Source organism: Pedobacter hiemivivus (genome assembly GCF_005144565.1).
Taxonomy (GTDB): domain Bacteria; phylum Bacteroidota; class Bacteroidia; order Sphingobacteriales; family Sphingobacteriaceae; genus Pedobacter; species Pedobacter hiemivivus.
On record NZ_SWDX01000003.1, the window covers coordinates 682,190 to 700,027 of the forward strand.

The 17,838-nt window shown below is 39.4% G+C and carries 11 protein-coding genes and 1 tRNA gene; 4 read left to right on the top strand and 8 right to left on the bottom strand.

Translation table 11 applies throughout. The annotated features are described in order from the left end of the window. Nucleotide 1: 1 nt before the first annotated feature. The 4 genes from FBD94_RS10095 to FBD94_RS10110 form a co-directional block, all read right to left on the bottom strand. Nucleotides 2–3,166, bottom strand: coding sequence for a TonB-dependent receptor (locus tag FBD94_RS10095; protein WP_205945867.1), 3,165 nt, complete (start codon nt 3,164–3,166; stop codon nt 2–4). Between the two features lie 275 nt (nt 3,167–3,441). Next, nucleotides 3,442–4,446 (bottom strand): FecR family protein, encoded by a 1,005-nt coding sequence (locus FBD94_RS10100; protein WP_136880123.1) that lies wholly within the window; start codon nt 4,444–4,446, stop codon nt 3,442–3,444. A gap of 109 nt (nt 4,447–4,555) precedes the next feature. Next, nucleotides 4,556–5,140, bottom strand: coding sequence for an RNA polymerase sigma factor (locus FBD94_RS10105; protein WP_136880124.1), 585 nt, complete (start codon nt 5,138–5,140; stop codon nt 4,556–4,558). A 207-nt stretch (nt 5,141–5,347) separates the two neighbouring features. After that, nucleotides 5,348–5,434, bottom strand: a tRNA-Leu gene (locus FBD94_RS10110). Between the two features lie 158 nt (nt 5,435–5,592). Between FBD94_RS10110 and cls the strand changes: the two genes are divergently transcribed. Then, entirely contained in the window at nt 5,593–7,047 is a 1,455-nt protein-coding gene (cls, locus tag FBD94_RS10115) for a cardiolipin synthase (protein ID WP_136880125.1), read from the top strand. Nucleotides 7,048–7,075: 28 nt separating this feature from the next. Here cls and FBD94_RS10120 read toward each other — a convergent pair whose 3' ends face one another. From FBD94_RS10120 to FBD94_RS10130, 3 genes are all read right to left on the bottom strand, one after another. Beyond that, nucleotides 7,076–7,993, bottom strand: coding sequence for a glycoside hydrolase family 25 protein (locus tag FBD94_RS10120; protein WP_136880126.1), 918 nt, complete (start codon nt 7,991–7,993; stop codon nt 7,076–7,078). Between the two features lie 159 nt (nt 7,994–8,152). Then, a complete protein-coding gene (locus FBD94_RS10125; RefSeq protein ID WP_136880127.1) occupies nt 8,153–9,523 on the bottom strand; it encodes a dipeptidase in 1,371 nt (456 codons plus the stop codon). Nucleotides 9,524–9,553: 30 nt separating this feature from the next. After that, on the bottom strand, nt 9,554–11,287 hold the full coding sequence (locus FBD94_RS10130; RefSeq protein ID WP_136880128.1) for a DUF4091 domain-containing protein: 1,734 nt from the start codon (nt 11,285–11,287) through the stop codon (nt 9,554–9,556). 386 nt (nt 11,288–11,673) lie between these two features. Here FBD94_RS10130 and FBD94_RS10135 point away from each other — a divergent pair, with 386 nt between their 5' ends. From FBD94_RS10135 to murA, 3 genes are all read left to right on the top strand, one after another. Beyond that, entirely contained in the window at nt 11,674–13,986 is a 2,313-nt protein-coding gene (locus FBD94_RS10135) for an ATP-dependent helicase (protein WP_131611165.1), read from the top strand. 210 nt (nt 13,987–14,196) lie between these two features. Continuing rightward, nucleotides 14,197–14,877, top strand: coding sequence for a DUF4290 domain-containing protein (locus tag FBD94_RS10140; protein ID WP_136880129.1), 681 nt, complete (start codon nt 14,197–14,199; stop codon nt 14,875–14,877). Nucleotides 14,878–14,913: 36 nt separating this feature from the next. Beyond that, nucleotides 14,914–16,239, top strand: coding sequence for a UDP-N-acetylglucosamine 1-carboxyvinyltransferase (murA, locus tag FBD94_RS10145; RefSeq protein WP_136880130.1), 1,326 nt, complete (start codon nt 14,914–14,916; stop codon nt 16,237–16,239). Nucleotides 16,240–16,372: 133 nt separating this feature from the next. Here murA and FBD94_RS10150 read toward each other — a convergent pair whose 3' ends face one another. Then, nucleotides 16,373–17,734, bottom strand: a complete 1,362-nt coding sequence (locus FBD94_RS10150; protein WP_131611168.1) for a pyridoxal-phosphate dependent enzyme — start codon at nt 17,732–17,734, stop codon at nt 16,373–16,375. Between the last annotated feature and the right edge of the window lie 104 nt (nt 17,735–17,838).

The window sequence follows — 17,838 nt, forward strand, 5'->3', positions numbered from 1 at the left end:
ATTAAAAATTATAGTTTAACTGCAGACTAAAAGTTCGTCCATAATTACGGGTAAAAGTTTTTTGCTCTCCTGCTTCGTACTTATCAGAAGTACCTTCTTTATAGCCTTCTTTTTTAAATTCCAATGGATCAGGAGAATTTTTATAAAACGCCGCGGCCTTATTAAAAATATTCCCCGCATTTAATTTAACCAGCATCTTGTTTTTTAACCATTTATAGCTCAATTGAAGATCGGTCTGGCTCCGGGGCATTTCATAGTCAATTAATCTTGCTTCAGGTGCGACGATATAAGTTTTTCTTCCGGCTTTGTTATAAACCACGTTAAAACCGAAACGTGATGCCTGGTATTGCAGACCTACATTTATTAAATATGGAGCTTGACCAGTCATAGGCCTTTTTATTCTCGAAATAATCTCTTCGGCAGCCTGATCCAGTGGCCTATACTTAGCTTCTACTTCCGACTTTTGTAAAGTCGCATTTCCAAACAAGGTTAAATTGTTTAACCATTCCTTTTGCGCAATAAAATTTAAGCTCTTGCGGAGTTCAAATTCCAGACCATATACTTTCGCCCATTCTGAGTTCGAGATCAGGTAAAACGTATTTGCATTCGCATACTGAGTTAATTCTATAGGTCTATCGAAATGTTTATAAAATCCGGTTATCGAAAATGTTTCTCCTAGTGAAGGAAACCATTCGGCACGAACATCATAATTGTTAATCTTTACACTGGTTAATCCGGCATTTTCAATCATGCCATCCAGATATGGACTATATCGGTAAAAGCTACTGTTGTCATTCAACTCCGGGCGAACCACGGAAATAGACCATGAAGTCCTGAAATTGATCTCAGGTGTAATGCTATACGTTAAATTGGCCGATGGCAACCATCGCCATGCAGGATCCGGCTTTGGAACAAAAGTCGTCATTGAACCTCCAAGTTTTGGATTACTGATTTCAGTATACTTATAATAATCTGCACGTACTCCCCATACCATACGTAATTTTTCACCCAGACGGTTATCGAGCATTAAATAAGCTGCATCATTCCGGCTTTTGCCAGCATAACGGTCATTAAACCACATCTGATATCCATAACCATCCAGGCGCAGATTTTCTGGCTTCTGCATCTCTCTTACTGGAATATATCTGATGTCGGGATTAATTGCATTCGAGCTCTGAACAAAAGGTACAATTTGCCAGCTAAACCCTCCTTTTTTACGGTTACCATAGAAGCCCATTTTAAGCGTATTGCGTAAACCAGCAATATTAAAAGGTAAAGTCCCTGCCATACCCCAACTATAATGACGCTCATCATTTTCATAATATTGGTTAGACATCGGGGCTACTCTGGGTTCAGAATATCTACCTGGAGCGTAGAGGTATACAAATTGCCCATCTATTAACTCCGGCCCCTGTTCAGCCGTGCTTATCGCCTTTTCTTCACGGTTGATCCCTGTTCTTGCGGCATCCCATTCCAATTTTACTTTACCCAATTGGTGCTGGCCAATTAGCTTGTTTTGCATCAAACTTGTGAATATGGGATTGTCGTTCTCCCGTATATTTGGCGGACGAACGGCAATCTCATCGGTAAAATCACTCGTGAAACCTTTTGTTCTTACCAGGTCATTATCAAACATCCGGGTATACGTATTACGCGAACTAAATCGGTGTTTCCCCAGTTTCACGCCCACATTTAATATGGCACCCCAGGTGGTATTAAAACTATAGGAATTACCATTATTGTTGTATTCATTGGCCCATTTACCCCGGTGATAATCTTTAAAAATGGTATTATTTTGTGTATTCCGGTAACTTAAGGCTGCTGTGAAGCCCATGTTGTTAGCTTTGGCAGTGTCTAGATTTAACAGTCTTCCTAAACTAAACTGGTAATTCTGGCCAGCGGCAGCCGGAACCTTGTAAAGTGTAAAATGATCGTTCTTAAAACGTCGGCTTTGCGCATCTATGCGATCCTGAAATTCTGTAGCGGATAAAGTTTCATTTCCTTTGATCGTTCCCGGACCGGAAACAGCGGGATTAGTAACCAATAGGTTATCCGGAGCACTCCTTCCACCGTCGTCAAAACCCAGATAATCATATTTACCACGTTTGTGCGTAAAAAAGGGCTTGCCGGTAGTCTGGTCATTATAAGATGTGCCGACAGAAAAACTCATAAAATTTTCGGTAGGCATATCCCTCGTATTGATCTGGATCAGGCCACCACCAAAGCCGGTGTTCATATCCGGAGTTACGGTTTTACTCACTACAACATTGTCCACCAGATTTGAGGGAATCATGTCGAAGGAGAAGTTGCGGCCTTGTGCCTCAGTACTGGGCAGGGCTGTACCATCCAGAACAGCAGCATTATAACGGTCTGAAATACCGCGGACCACAACAAACTTGTTATCCATAGTACTTACGCCGCTGATGCGTTTTAAGCTCTCTCCAATATTTTTATCAGGCGTGCGCCCAATCTGTTCCGCACTAATCCCGTTGGTCATCTCCGAAGCATTCTTCTGCCTGGTCAGTAGTCCTGCAGCAGAGGCTTTTTTATAGCCCGAGGTAACGGTTACCTCTTTCAGCCCTTTGGCATCTATTTTCATCGCCACGTTTAATGCGGTATTTTTACCTGCAGTAACCGTTACACCGGTAATGCGCTGGGTTTGAAAGGAGATATAGCTGATTTCCAGGGTATAATTTCCTGGCTTTAAACTGATGTTGTAGCCACCATCTACGGTACTCTGTACAGACTGGCCGGTCTCGAGCACCTTAACGGAAGCTCCGGGCAGGTTGTCGCCTTTATCGTCAACAATCTTACCGGAGATCCGTCCCGGCTGCTGAGGAACAGGTTTGGCTTCAATGACTACGAAATCATTAAATGGCTTGTAGCGGAGATTGGTATTGTTCAATATACTTTTCAGTGCCTCACTTACCGAAATATCAGCGGAATGAAGGGTTACTTTTTTTGTCTCCTTATCCAGCAGTTGCTCATAAAAGGAAAATTTAATGCCACTTTTCTTTTGCAGGATCAGCAGGCTTTCCGCTATTCCTGCATTTTTCAGCTCCAGGTTTACCTTTACTTTGCTTAAATCCTGACTACTGGCCGGTGCCGCTACCAGCATCCCGGCAAAGGTGAGTTGTAGCGCGAGAATGATAAAAGATAGCTTCATCAGGAATATCAGTTTATTTAGTGTGTCATCGTAGCTTATTACTACATTTTGCATAATTTTGTGCGTTATCGGGTTATTTCTTACGAAAGATCTGTTAATCAGTACGGCTTTATTGCTGTACTGTTATTCTGCTAAGCCGCCAGGCGGTCAAACCAATGGCTTAGTAAAACTGTAAGGCCGTTCCCGGTTCGGGAGCGGTTTTTTTATGAGTTAGTGGATTATATCATGTTCCTCCTGTTTTTATGGGTTCCTGTTCTTTGTGTGATTGTTAATTTCTACCAAATGGTTATCGTTTTACCGTTCATCTTATAGTGTGTTTTGGTCGTCACCTTTAGTACCTCCATCAATTGTTTTAGCGGCTGTGTACCATCCAATATGATGTTCATTTTATACTCGCCGGCTTCTCTATTACGGATTTCGATAGTTACGTTGTACCAGCGTTCAAGTATATTGACAACATTTTTTAAAGGCATACTGGTAAAGCTGAGTTTTCCTTTTTGCCAAGCGGTCAGCTCTTCTATTGTCCGCTTCGTTTTAATTGCTGCGCCTGTGGCGGGGTTCCAGTCTACCGCATCTCCGGGCAACAATACCGCAATTGATTCCAGCCTGCCCGTATTTTCGGTCTTACGGTCTACCCTTACTTTCCCTGTAGCTACTGCGACTTGCACATCTTCTCCCTTAAAAGCATCGACCTTAAAGGAGGTACCTAATACTTGTGTTTGCACCTCTCCGGTATGGATAATAAAGGGTTTCTCAGGATTTTTAGTGATCTCAAAAAAGCCTTCTCCTTCCAATGAAATTTCACGGGTACTGTTGCCAAAATGTTCAGGATAAGTTAAGTGACTACCTGCGCCCAGGGTAACTACCGAACCATCGGATAAAGTAATTTTTGAACGCTGTCCGTTTGGATTATGGCTCGAAAGCATGGCTATGCTGGCAGCCGTCTGTGTGCTATTGAGCTGTAATGCACCATAAGTTGCTATCCCAAGAATCAATACTGTCCATATCGCTGCGTATTTATAAAAATGGTTCCTTTTGATTACCAAATCTGGTTTTATATCATCCAGCCGACTGTTTAACCTATGCTGAAAGTCTTGAATGTACTGATCTGTTGCTGGTGTTTCATTTTTAAACTCCTGCCAGTCTTCGTCCATCACCTGCTCAAAAAGTTCCTGACCACCGGTTTGTAGCATCAGTCTTTTTATATACTCCTGCTCCTGCGGTGTGCAGTTGCCTGCTATGAATTTCCTGATCAGTATTTTATCTGTTTCCTGTTCCATTTATTATTGCCCTTCATACATACACACGCAGAAAGTGATGACAAGGGCTAATTGGAAATGTTATTTCTTCAACAAAACACGTAAACAACTGATATACAATCAGAATAAATTAAAAAAGAAATAATAAAAGAAGGATTAAAGTTGCTTCGGTATAGGCTTTCAGATCTTCTCTGAAATAATTGAGTGCAGCTTTTATATGATTTTTCACTGTATTAACCGAGAGGTTTGTTTCCGCTGCGATTTCAGCATGAGACATTTCGAGCTCCCTGCTCATCGTATAAACCAAACGACGCTGAGGACTAAGTTCCGCCAGTTTATCCTGATACAACGTCTGCACTTCAGCATCAATTATAGCGTAATCTGCCGAACGGCTTAAGGGTTCATTGGAAGCCGACATGTTTTCAAGAGGTACAAATGACAATGCTTTTTTACGCCAATGACTGATGATCGCATTTTTTAACGATCTGTAGAGGTATTGATTCAAATGCTGTATTTCTGCAAATTCTGTCTGCCGCCAGAGTTTTAACATCAGATCCATCACCAGCTCTTCAGCCAACTCACGATCCTTAAGCTGCCTTCCCGCGTATTGGAGCAGGTCATCAAAATGACGACGAAATAATACATTGAAGGCCGTTTCATTGCCTTCTTTGCATTGTTTCATCAGTATATGATCGGGTAGCTCTTTAAATGTCATTTGAACGAATTCTCATGGCAAAGTAAGGCAGCTAATATTACGTTAAGGTTAAGTTTATGTGACTGTACAATTTAGATTAATATCTTTAATTATTGAGTCGGCTAAAGGTGACCAGTCCGCAGGCACCTAGGAAAGGGTTCAGATTAACAAAAGAGTTAGATCAAAGAAAAAGAGAGACAAATTCTAAAAAAATAGATTTGTCTCTCCTGGTGCCCGAAGAGAGACTCGAACTCTCAAGGATTGTACTCCAACGGCTTCTGAGACCGCAACGTTTACCAATTTCGCCATCCGGGCATTAATAAAGTTCAGAATATCCTTTAATGCCGCAAATATAGTATTATTGGCCATTTTTACGAATAACCTTCGTATAATTAATTCATCTCTTTTCTATTTGGAAACATTAAGCTGAATTTCTTAACTTACAGCACATCTACTCGTGTAACCTTAGAAATATGAACTGGCTGCTGATTGCTGAAATCGCCTACGTGCTCATCTTAATTTTAGTTTGCCTGCGCATCATTTACGATACCCGTAGCACGACAAAAACCCTTGCTTACCTACTTTTCGCCATATTTGTCCCTTTTTTTGGAATGATCTTTTATTTCTTTTTTGGAATCAATTATCGGCACCGAAAAATGTATACCAAGAAACTATTTGAAAACGACGATCTCGCGGCAAAATTTAAACGCGACCTCCTTCATTCATCGGCAAAAACCTTTAAACAAAGCAATGCCGAAGTCCTTAGTAATAAAGAGCTGGCCTTTATGCTTTTAAATGACTCAATGAGTCCATTAACGGCTAAAAATGCAGTAAAACTATTAATAAATGGAGAACAAAAGTTCCCAGAAGTATTAACAGCAATTCAGGAAGCCAAATACCATATCCATATAGAATATTACATATTTGAGGATGATGAAATTGGCCAGGCACTTGCTGAAGCTATGATCGCAAAAGCCAAAGAAGGTGTTAAAGTCCGCTTTATTTACGATGATTTTGGCAGTAGAGACATTCGTAAAAAAATAGTACCATGGCTTATCGAAAACGGAGTAGAGGCCTACCCTTTCCTAAAAGTCCACTTCATTTTACTAGCCAATCGCCTCAATTATCGAAATCACCGCAAAATAATTGTAATTGATGGCTACATCTCTTTTGTAGGCGGAATTAATGTGAGTGACAGGTACATTAACAATGGCAATACTAAGCAATTGTACTGGCGTGATACCCATTTACGCATTGATGGCCCCGGTACACAATACCTTCAATATCTTTTTCTGTGCGATTGGAACTTCTGCGCTGAGACCATACTGGAACCTAACACCAACTTTTTCCCAACTAAAATTCCAAAAATCGCTGAAGAAAACAAAATAGTACAAATTGCTGCCAGTGGGCCCGATTCAGAGTCCCCAACTATTTTATTTTCCATCCTGCAAGCCATTAACCTGGCTACCACTGAAATCCTGATTACCAGCCCCTATTTCATTCCTGGTGAAAGTTTGCTTGATGCACTCATCATATCATCGCTGAGCGGAATTTCAGTAAAACTGCTCGTACCTGGCAAATCAGATTCTATTTTAGTAAACTCTGCGGCCAGGTCATATTACAATGATCTCCTAAAAGCTGGGGTTCAAATTTATCAATACCAAAAAGGCTTTATACATGCAAAAACAATGGTAACGGATAAAAAAGTAGCGATGGTGGGCACTGCAAATATGGATTTCAGAAGCTTCGATCTAAACTTTGAGGTAAATGCAATTATTTACGACGCTCAAATTGCCACTGAATTGAGTGCTAATTTTTATAACGATGTTAAAAACGCCGTAAGAATTGATCCCGAACAATGGGCTGATCGTCCTTTATACAAGCAATTACTTGAAAAAGCAGCAAGGTTACTATCCCCTTTACTTTAATAAAAACGCAGGTAAAAGCACAAACCATTTACTTAATCAACAACCGATCAAAAGCAAGACTATCTCCATTAAAAGCATTAAAATCTACTACATGATTGATGCCCGATATTTTAGCTTTATCAGAGTGTTGCCAGAAATGCCAATTCGTAGCCTTATTTACTTTTAGCTTAGACTGATGATAATGGGCAATCCATAACGGATATTCATCAAAATGCCCCCGCAAATAGTCCTTATAAAAAGAAAGACCAGTATATATAATAGGCTTCACTCCTGTCTTCTTTTCTATATACTTTACAAATGCCGCAAGCTCTATACGCATTTTTGAGGCTGGGACATCGTTCAATTCCTCTATATCGACAACAGGCGGTAAATCCCCTGTTTCAAAACTAACGGTCTGCAGAAAGAACTTAGCTTGCCATTCTCCCGGTTTTTGCGGACGAAAGAAATGGTAGGCGCCACAAATCACACCGGCTTTTGGAGCTTCACGCCAGTTCCGTTGAAAATACGGATCTACCTGAAATAACCCCTCTGTAGCCTTTATAAAAGCGAAATCTATTCTTACATCATCTTCCTTCATAGACTTCACTTTCTTCCAGTCTATCTTACCCTGGTAATAAGAAACATCAATACCATGAATATTATATCCTTTAGGGATGCGGATATTAAAGCTACTATAAGTGCGGTAATTTGGGTCTTCACCAATATCCCTAATCCAGCTCCAGGTTGAACTGAAACCCTTAATGACGTAGCCGTAATAAAATGGAGAAAGTAGCACCAACACTACAGCAGCAATTAAAAATTTAAGGGCTAATGGCCATGGCTTTTTCTTTACAACTTTCTTTCTTGGGGTAGCTTTTCTGCGTGGACGACCAGACGCATCTGATTCGTAAGTTTGGCGGAAAGTGGGTCTTCTGGGAGTGGATGTTTTCTTAGGTGCTGGCGGCATGATGTCGCAAAAATACACCTTTCAAGTAGGCATCCAAAATAAAAACACCAATGTTCCTGATCGACATGCGCAGCATTTCTTCAAGGCTGCGAGGAGAGAAGGAATATTGGTGTTTTTATAAAATTAAGCAAGCTGCTAATAATCAACTTGCTCATTAATCTATTTGCTCAATTCAGCAAAATACTTGTGGAACAAAGGCAAAGTCTCTATTCCTTTATAATAGTTAAAAATATCGTATTTCTCATTTGGCGAATGTAAAGCATCGCTATCCAGGCCAAAGCCAAAAAGCACAGATTTAATACCCAATGCGCTTTCAAATAAAGCAACAATAGGAATACTTCCTCCGCCACGTGTAGGAATTGGCGATTTACCAAAAGAATCTACAATAGCTTTTTCAGCAGCACGATAAGCAATACTATCTGTAGGCGTTACTACCGGCTCACCACCATGATGAGCAGTAACTTTAACCTTTACATAATCAGGAGCAATACGCTCGAAATGCTTGGTAAAGATCTCAGAAATCTCATCAGAAGTCTGGTTAGGCACCAAACGCATAGAAATCTTAGCATTAGCTTTAGAAGGAAGGACAGTCTTAGCACCTTCACCAATATAACCACTCCAGATACCGTTAACCTCTAATGTAGGTCTGGTTCCTGTACGTTCTAATGTTGAATAGCCTTTTTCTCCCCACTCCGCATTGATATCCAAATCTTCTTTATACTCGTTTAAATCAAATGGAGCAGAATTTAAAGCCTTTTTCTCTGCATCAGTCAATTCGACAACCTTATCATAAAAAGCAGGAATGGTGATGTGATTGTTCTCATCATGCAACGAAGCAATCATTTTACATAAGATAGTTGCAGGGTTAGCTACAGCACCACCATATACACCTGAGTGTAAATCGCGGTTCGGGCCAACAACCTCAACTTCCATATAAGCTAATCCACGTAAACCAGTCTCAATAGACGGATTTTCCATGCTGATCATTGAAGTATCAGAGATTAAAACTACATCAGCTTTCAAACGATCAACATTTGCATTCACAAAAATGCCAAGATTTGCAGAACCCACTTCCTCTTCACCTTCGATCATAAATTTCACGTTACAAGCAAGTGTATTGGTCTTCATCATCAACTCAAAAGCTTTTACATGCATGTAAAATTGCCCTTTATCGTCGCATGCACCACGTGCATAAATCTTTCCATCACGCACGGTTGGCTCAAATGGAGGTGTTTTCCATAACTCCAATGGATCAGCAGGCTGTACATCATAGTGTCCGTAAATTAAAACGGTTGGTAAACTCGCATCAACGATTTTTTCGCCATAGACAATAGGATAACCTGCAGTTTCGCAGATCTCTACATTATCAGCACCAGCATCTTTCAGTTTTTGAGCTACAAAGTCAGCAGTTTTAAGTACATCTGCTTTATATTTTGGGTCTGCACTAACCGACGGAAAGCGCAACAATTCAAACAGCTCATCTAAAAAGCGCTGCTTGTTTTCTTCAACATATTTTTTAATTTCTTGCATAACAAATTAGTTTGGGCAAATATAATTTATTTATCGATTAAGAAGGGGTTTTACTCCTTTTAGCATTTCATCAGCTGTGGTACTAGCCAATGATTTTATGTCGAAAATTTGCAAAGCCTGATTTAACTCATTTAACTCCTTAATCTGCTTGTTTTTTGAGTAAAACGCTCTTAATTGCTTGATTTTTTCAAAATCCTGGGCGCCTTCAATTAATTTTTCAAACCTGATAGAACTAAGCGGACCAGGGTAAACGAGATAAGTATCGCCAGCTGGCCATGAGGTAAAACGACTATCTGCTAATGGCGTTTTTGTCCAGCTATTATAAGCCCACCGTAAATAACCGTCCATATTTTTACTTGCCGTATACCAGCCTATCCATACTCCCTCTGCTGGAGATGAAAAAGTAAACGCATTAGGATAAGGCTCGACACAGCAGGTATACCAGGTACTAATTTTACCTTCTTGCTGACGTTTTTGCAAAGTAGCCGCTGGAAAATCCCATTTAGAAGCGATGCAGTAGGTATCTATATCTTGTTCTATTTCTGAATGATATTCGCCAGCTAATGCTATTTTCCAGTCTTTATCCGTCTCTTTCAACAATTTAATAACCGCTTTCATGGCCTCCATTGGCCTTTCGTCCATTGCAATATAAGTTTTACTAAACCATCCTTTTTGTTTCAGATGCTGAGTAAAGTCGACAAGCATGGTTTTCCAGAAAGCGTTATAAGCTGGCGTACCAATAGCGTCTTTAAAAACGGCTTCTTTTCGTGAATTTTCGTCATAATAAGTAAAAGCGATTTTCCAAGGCACCATACTGTAACAGTTGATGCGCTCGGTAATGCCACAATCCATTACAAAGGCTATATATTTATCAAATAAACTGTAATCGTATGTCCAGTTTCCATCCTTTTTCCTGGTCCATTTAATCAAACTCGGATAATCGTCATAAGTTTGATGCCCCCAAGGCTCATTAACTATGCTTGCGGTAATGGTTTTCTGACCTGCATTTGCCAGCATCTCGTAGTACTTTCTCATCAATAAAAAATGTTCCGCCCCCCACATCGGTACATTGTGCAGCCGAGATACGGCCGCCGGATGTTGCCATAAATCTAAATCGTATTGCCATTTTTGAGGGCTAGACAACGTTTTATCTAATACTTGTATAACTATAGGTACGGTATAATCCTTATCTGCTTTTATTTTAATTATGCCTTTATAACGTCCAGCGTTTGCATTAGCTGGCACCTTGATACTTAGCCAGATGGGTTGCGTACTATTCTTTCTTACTGATACAGATTTAGTTTTTGTATCAATGATATCTGCCACATACGAAGAATCAAAATCCTTTGCTTTTCGGTTGCCACAACCATCTCTAAATTCATCGGTAATTACATATTTTAAAAAACCAATCGTAATATTCTCTTTTTTAATCAACTGACCTTGTTCAGCTTGCAGATCGTAGACCTGTAAACTGATACTATTTAAACTCTTGTTGGCCCAGATCAGCAGTTGTGTATGTATTTTTTCGCCTTTCCAGGCTTTTGCTTCCCACACCTTTTCTAAATTCACTTTGGGCGGTAATTCTCTTGCAAAGCGCGTATTGCTGGATGCAAAACTGACATTTAATCCATTGGATACTTTGCGCCATTCATTATCGATAATTTGTGCGTTTAATAAGGGCTTTCTTTGCAAGGCTATGCTTGCGTCTTGTGCCTTAACAGTTAAATATAAAAAGGATAGGCAAATAAAAAAGAGATGTTTCATAACTCTAAGTTAACCATTTGGAATATAAGGGGCAGAATGAAAACACCCCAATGAGATTTCTTTCTACTATTTCATTTTTTCTCTATCATAAAAAAGAAGCGTTTATTACCTATAAGTTTCCTTATAGGCAACTTACATTGAACGGCATTTGAACGGATATTGAACGAACACTGAACGGACTGGCCCGTCCAATGTCCGCTTAACATCCATTAATTATGAGTAAAATAAATTATCTTTATAAGCTACCTTAGCGATTTCAACACTTTAGATGAACAGTTTCTTTCTAATTTACCAACACATTCTATTAAACGCACATAATTTCTTAAATTTGCAATTGTATAAGAATGTATCTATAAACAGCATACTTTAAATATCAGGAACGGATTTTGGATTATTTAGCAGGTTTAAACCCCCAACAACGCGCAGCAGTAGAAAACACACAAGGCCCAGCAATGATCGTTGCAGGTGCAGGCTCGGGAAAAACAAGAGTAATCACCTATAGGGTGGCATATTTGATTGAAAAAGGAGTAGATCCTTTCAATATCCTTGTACTTACCTTTACCAACAAAGCTTCGAAAGATATGCGTGAGCGTATCATGAAAGTGGTGGGAGCTGAAGCTAAAAACATCTGGATGGGTACATTTCACTCTGTATTTTCTAAAATATTAAGAGTTGAGGCTGAAAAAATCGGTTATCCTTCTAATTTTACTATATACGATACAGACGATAGTAAAAGCCTGATTAGAACCATCCTACGCGAACTGCAGCTGGATGATAAACTGTACAATGCAAACTTCGTCTACAACCGGATTTCATCAGCAAAGAACAACCTTGTTTCCTATACAGAATATATGGAAAATGCTGAAATTCAGGCCGAGGATATCAGTAATAAAAGACCTTTAATTGGTGTGATCTACGAAACATATGCCAAACGCTGCTTCAAAGCTGGTGCTATGGACTTTGATGATTTGTTGTTTAAAACCAATATCTTGCTAAAAACGCATCCCGATGTACTAAATAAATACCAGCAGAAATTTAAATACCTGATGGTGGATGAGTACCAGGATACTAACTTTTCACAGTATACGATTGTAAAAAAACTCGCTGCCGCTTATCAGAACATCTGTGTAGTGGGTGATGATGCACAAAGTATCTATGCCTTTAGGGGTGCAAACATCCAGAATATATTAAACTTTGAACGCGATTATCCAGATTTGAAAGTATACAAACTGGAGCAGAATTACCGTTCAACGCAAAACATAGTTAAGGTGGCCAATAGTATTATTGCCAACAACAAAAACCAATTAGAAAAGAACGTATTCTCCGATAACGAGTCTGGCGACAGGATCAAGGTTCAGCGTGCCTTTACCGATAACGAAGAAGGTAAGATTGTAGCTGATTCTATTGTTCAAGACCGTACCACCAAAGGTTATAACTACAATGATTTTGCCATCCTTTACAGAACAAACGCCCAATCAAGGGCTATGGAGGAGGCTTTAAGGAAACTGAATGTTCCTTATAAGATATATGGTGGATTATCCTTCTACCAACGTAAAGAGATAAAAGACTTAATTGCCTATTTCAGGTTAACCTTTAATCCTGCAGATGAGGAGGCCATCAAAAGGGTCATCAATTACCCAAAAAGAGGGCTTGGTGATACTACAGTTGAGAAAATTAGTGTAGCAGCCGACCAGCACAACATCACTATGTGGCAGGTAATCTGTAATCCACAGCAATATATACCGGGTAGAATTGCCAACCAATTGAATGACTTTGCAGTAATGATTCAGAGCTTTGCAGCAGAATCAAAAAAACAGGATGCCTATGAAACAGCCTTATATATTGCACAACATTCTGGTATTTTAAAGGAATTACACGCCGATCAATCTGAAGAAGGTCGTGGTAGACACGAAAACATACAAGAGTTATTAAATGGTATTAAGGAATTTGGTGAACGTGAGGACATTGAAGACCGTAGTCTAGCTGTTTTCATGCAAGATATTGCCTTATTAACCAATGACGATAAAAAAGACGATAAGGAGAAGGATACAGTTTCATTAATGACAATACACTCCTCTAAAGGTCTGGAATTCAAGAATGTTTATGTAGTAGGATTGGAAGAAAACCTTTTCCCATCACAAATGTCGCTCAATTCAAGAACCGATCTGGAAGAAGAACGCAGGCTGTTTTATGTAGCGGTAACCCGTGCAGAAAAGAAACTTACCCTCACCTACTCTACTTCACGTTATAGATGGGGTACGCTTACCAACTGTGAGCCTAGTCGTTTTATTGACGAAATCGATGCACGTTTCCTTGAAATTGAAGTTGTAAAACCTGCCAAAAGTACACTGGGCGAAGGTTCATTTAACGAAGAAAGACGCACCTGGACACAACAACGTGATACTTTCACTAAACCAAAACCAAGTATGTCATCCCCCTCTGGAACAGCAACTACACCAGCTCAGCGTCCAAAAACAACCTCAATGCTACCAAAGGCACACGTACCTACACCAGGCTTTGCGCCCGATGCAGCAAATGCTTTCCAAAATGGCATGGAGGTAGAACATGAAAAGTTTGGTTTTGGGAAAATCATCAGTCTGGAAGGCACTTTACCAGATGTAAAAGCGACCGTATTTTTCCAAGGTCTGGGTAACAAGCAATTGTTATTAAAATTTGCTAAGTTGCGAATTGTTAAATAACCCTTATATTTACAGGACTTACGGAGCCTTATGGGCTCCGTAATAAATAAAAAACTGATTATAATATATAAAAACCGGCCTTTTGCCGTTATTTCTTTAAATAACTTGTCGGTTATAAATGCGTCTGAAACATAAAACTGAGACGCATACTAAGCACTCCCGATGAATCAGAACTATTATAGAAATTAAAATATTAACGAAAACATATAAATGAATTTCGAATATAACACCACAAGAAACGAGTTGATTTTAGCCGAATATGGCCGTAATGTACAAAACATGGTAAAGTACATTATCGAACTTCCCGATCTTGAAGAACGTAATAGATACGCCCAGGCAGTAATCGACCTAATGGGCTTTTTAAACCCACATTTACGTGATGTAGCAGATTTCAAACATAAACTTTGGGATCACTTACACATCATTTCGGGTTATAAAATTGATGTAGACTGCCCTTACCCTAAGCCTACTCCTGAAGATGCATTGGTAAAACCTCAGCATATTGGCTATCCTCAACAAAGAATTACCTATAAACACTATGGTAAAACGGTTGAAATGATGATAGAAAAAGCCAAAGCTGTTGATGAACCGGAGCGTAGAGCTGCAATGGTACAGGGGATAGCCAATTTCATGAAAATGGCCTATGTAACCTGGAACAAAGACAGTGTAGCGGATGAAACTATTTTAAAAAACCTTCGCGAACTATCTGGTGGCCAATTGGAGCTAGATGAGAATGTCAATTTAAATAAAGTTGAGTTTAAACCGCCAGTGGTAAGACCTTCAAATAACAACAATCGCGGTAGACAAAACAACAACAATAATAAAGGCAGACAAAATAACAACAACAATCGTCCTGCCCGCAACAATAACAATCCTAAACAACGACACTAATCTTACCAGTTTTTATCCATACATCTTACGAATAACATGAACGCATTTGAAATAATTGGCGGTAAGAAATTAAAAGGCGAAATTCAACCTCAAGGGGCAAAGAATGAAGCATTACAAATCATAGCTGCTGTTTTATTAACCGATCAGAAGATTACCATCAGCAACATCCCAGACATTAAGGATGTAAACAAACTTATTGAACTACTGGGAGATATGGGCGTTACCATTGAGCGCCTGAACAAAGATACTTATACTTTTGAAGCTAAAAACATCAACCTTGAATTTTTCCAATCGGATGTATTTAAGGCTAAAGGTGGTGGTTTAAGAGGATCAATTATGATCGTTGGCCCACTATTAGGACGTTTTGGAAAGGCCGCCATCCCTAAACCAGGTGGTGATAAAATTGGCCGCAGAAGATTAGATACACACTTCATTGGCTTTGAAAAACTGGGTGCCAAATTTGTGTACGACAGTAAAAAAGAGTTCTTTAATGTAGATGCAACGAACTTAACTGGTGCATATATCCTATTGGATGAGGCTTCAGTAACCGGTACAGCTAACATTGTAATGGCCGCCGTATTAGCCAAAGGAACTACTACTATTTATAATGCTGCCTGCGAGCCTTATCTGCAACAATTATGTAAGATGCTGAACCGAATGGGGGCTAAAATATCTGGTGTTGGCTCTAACTTACTAACCATTGAAGGTGTTAAAAAACTAGGTGGAACTGAGCACAGAATGCTTCCAGACATGATCGAAATTGGCTCATTTATTGGCTTAGCGGCTATGACAGAGTCTGAAATCACCATTAAAAATGTTTGTTATGCAGAGCTTGGTGTAATTCCTGATGTATTTAAAAAACTAGGTATCAAGTTTGAATTAAGAGGTGATGACATCTTCATCCCTTCTCAAAAGCACTACGTAATTGAATCATTTATAGATGGTTCAATGCTTACCATTGCCGATTCACCTTGGCCGGGCTTTACTCCAGATCTTTTGAGTATTGTTCTTGTGGTAGCTACTCAAGCTAGAGGAAATGTATTGATCCACCAGAAAATGTTCGAAAGCAGGTTATTCTTTGTGGATAAGCTGATCGATATGGGTGCACAGATCATTCTTTGCGATCCGCACCGCGCTTCTGTGAATGGTATTGATAAGAAATATAAACTAAGAGGTATCAGTATGACCTCTCCAGATATCCGTGCAGGAGTTTCCTTGCTTATTGCAGCATTATCTGCTGAAGGGAAATCAACCATTTTCAACATCGAACAGATTGAGCGTGGTTATCAGGATATTGACACTCGATTACGTGCCCTTGGCGCAGACATTAAGCGTGTAGAAGCATCAGCTCCAACGCATTAATAAGAAAAATACATTGTTAGCAAAAGCTACTGCTCTTAATTTAGCATATAAAAAAAGCCCCAATTGGGGCTTTTTTTATATGCTATCGTCATGCTGAATTTATTTCATCATCTCTCAGCTTGCATTCAATACTTTAGCCAGAAATCGCGTTAATAATATCGTACTGGGTGATAATTTCAATTTTTCCTTGCTCATCTTCAACCAAAACCGCGCTATTCTCTTTATTTATCAAAGAAGAAATCCTATCTATCGAAGTATTCAGATCTACAAATGGAAATCCGGCCGACATGATTTGCTGAACAGGGGCAGATCTTAAGGACGGATTTTCCAACAAGGCTTTCAAGATGTCACTTTCAGCCAATTTCCCTATCACCATGCCCTTTTGGGTAACAGGTATTTGTGAGATCTTCAACGTACTCATGCTGTTAAATGCATCGTGAATCGATTTCTCACAATCAATTGTAACGATCTCCGTATCTTCCTTCTTTGCAATAATAGAACGAGCTGTAAGCTTCTCATCTTTAAGGAAACCGCGTTCTCTTAACCAGTCTTCGTTGTACATTTTACCCATATAGCGACTTCCATGATCGTGAAATATCACAACAACCACATCTTCAGGTTTTAACTTATCTTTCAACTGCAACAATCCGGCAATAGCAGAACCTGCGGAGTTACCTACAAAGATCCCCTCCTTACGCGCAATATCACGAGTCATCAAAGCCGCATCCTTATCCGTAACCTTTTCAAACAGGTCTATAATATCGAAATCAACGTTTTTAGGAAGGAAATCCTCACCAATGCCCTCAGTGATGTATGGATAAATCTCGTTTTTATCCATAATACCAGTCTCCTTATATTTCTTAAAAACTGATCCGTAAGTATCAATACCCCAAACTTTTATATTCGGATTCTGCTCCTTCAAATATTTTCCTGTTCCAGAAATAGTACCACCAGTACCTACACCAACAACAAGATGGGTGATTTTTCCTTCAGTTTGTTTCCAAATCTCCGGTCCTGTCTGCTCGTAATGCGCCAATGAATTGTCTAGATTATCATACTGATTAGGCTTCCATGAGTTTGGAACTTCACGCTCCAAACGCGAAGATACCGAGTAATAAGACCGTGGATCTTCTGGCTCTACGTTAGTAGGACACACAATTACTTCAGCACCAAAAGCACGCAATGCATCTACTTTCTCTTTGGATTGCTTATCCGTAGTTGTAAAAATACATTTATAGCCCTTAATTATGGCCACCATAGCTAGTCCCATACCTGTATTTCCAGATGTTCCTTCTATAATTGTACCACCAGGTTTAAGCTTTCCATTCTTCTCGGCCTCTTCTATCATCTTCAAAGCCATCCTGTCTTTTATTGAATTTCCAGGGTTGGTTGTTTCGATTTTAGCAAGTACTGTAGCGGAAATCTCTTTAGTAATGTTATTCAATTTTACCAGTGGCGTATTGCCAATGGTTTCTAAAATATTATTGTACCACATGATGCAAAAATACGTATTGAAGATTAGAATTTTACATACAAACAAACATTCGATATATAATATTACATTATTAAAATAAACAAAATAACATTTTAATCTAGTAT

What these genes read in the sequence shown, in the direction of transcription:
- FBD94_RS10095 (WP_205945867.1), bottom strand. Translation starts at nt 3,166, where the DNA reads ATGAAGCTATCTTTTATCATTCTCGCGCTACAACTCACCTTTGCCGGG.
- murA (WP_136880130.1), top strand. Translation starts at nt 14,914, where the DNA reads ATGAACGCATTTGAAATAATTGGCGGTAAGAAATTAAAAGGCGAAATT.
- FBD94_RS10140 (WP_136880129.1), top strand. Translation starts at nt 14,197, where the DNA reads ATGAATTTCGAATATAACACCACAAGAAACGAGTTGATTTTAGCCGAA.
- FBD94_RS10120 (WP_136880126.1), bottom strand. Translation starts at nt 7,993, where the DNA reads ATGCCGCCAGCACCTAAGAAAACATCCACTCCCAGAAGACCCACTTTC.
- cls (WP_136880125.1), top strand. Translation starts at nt 5,593, where the DNA reads ATGAACTGGCTGCTGATTGCTGAAATCGCCTACGTGCTCATCTTAATT.
- FBD94_RS10125 (WP_136880127.1), bottom strand. Translation starts at nt 9,523, where the DNA reads ATGCAAGAAATTAAAAAATATGTTGAAGAAAACAAGCAGCGCTTTTTA.
- FBD94_RS10150 (WP_131611168.1), bottom strand. Translation starts at nt 17,734, where the DNA reads ATGTGGTACAATAATATTTTAGAAACCATTGGCAATACGCCACTGGTA.
- FBD94_RS10105 (WP_136880124.1), bottom strand. Translation starts at nt 5,140, where the DNA reads ATGACATTTAAAGAGCTACCCGATCATATACTGATGAAACAATGCAAA.
- FBD94_RS10130 (WP_136880128.1), bottom strand. Translation starts at nt 11,287, where the DNA reads ATGAAACATCTCTTTTTTATTTGCCTATCCTTTTTATATTTAACTGTT.
- FBD94_RS10100 (WP_136880123.1), bottom strand. Translation starts at nt 4,446, where the DNA reads ATGGAACAGGAAACAGATAAAATACTGATCAGGAAATTCATAGCAGGC.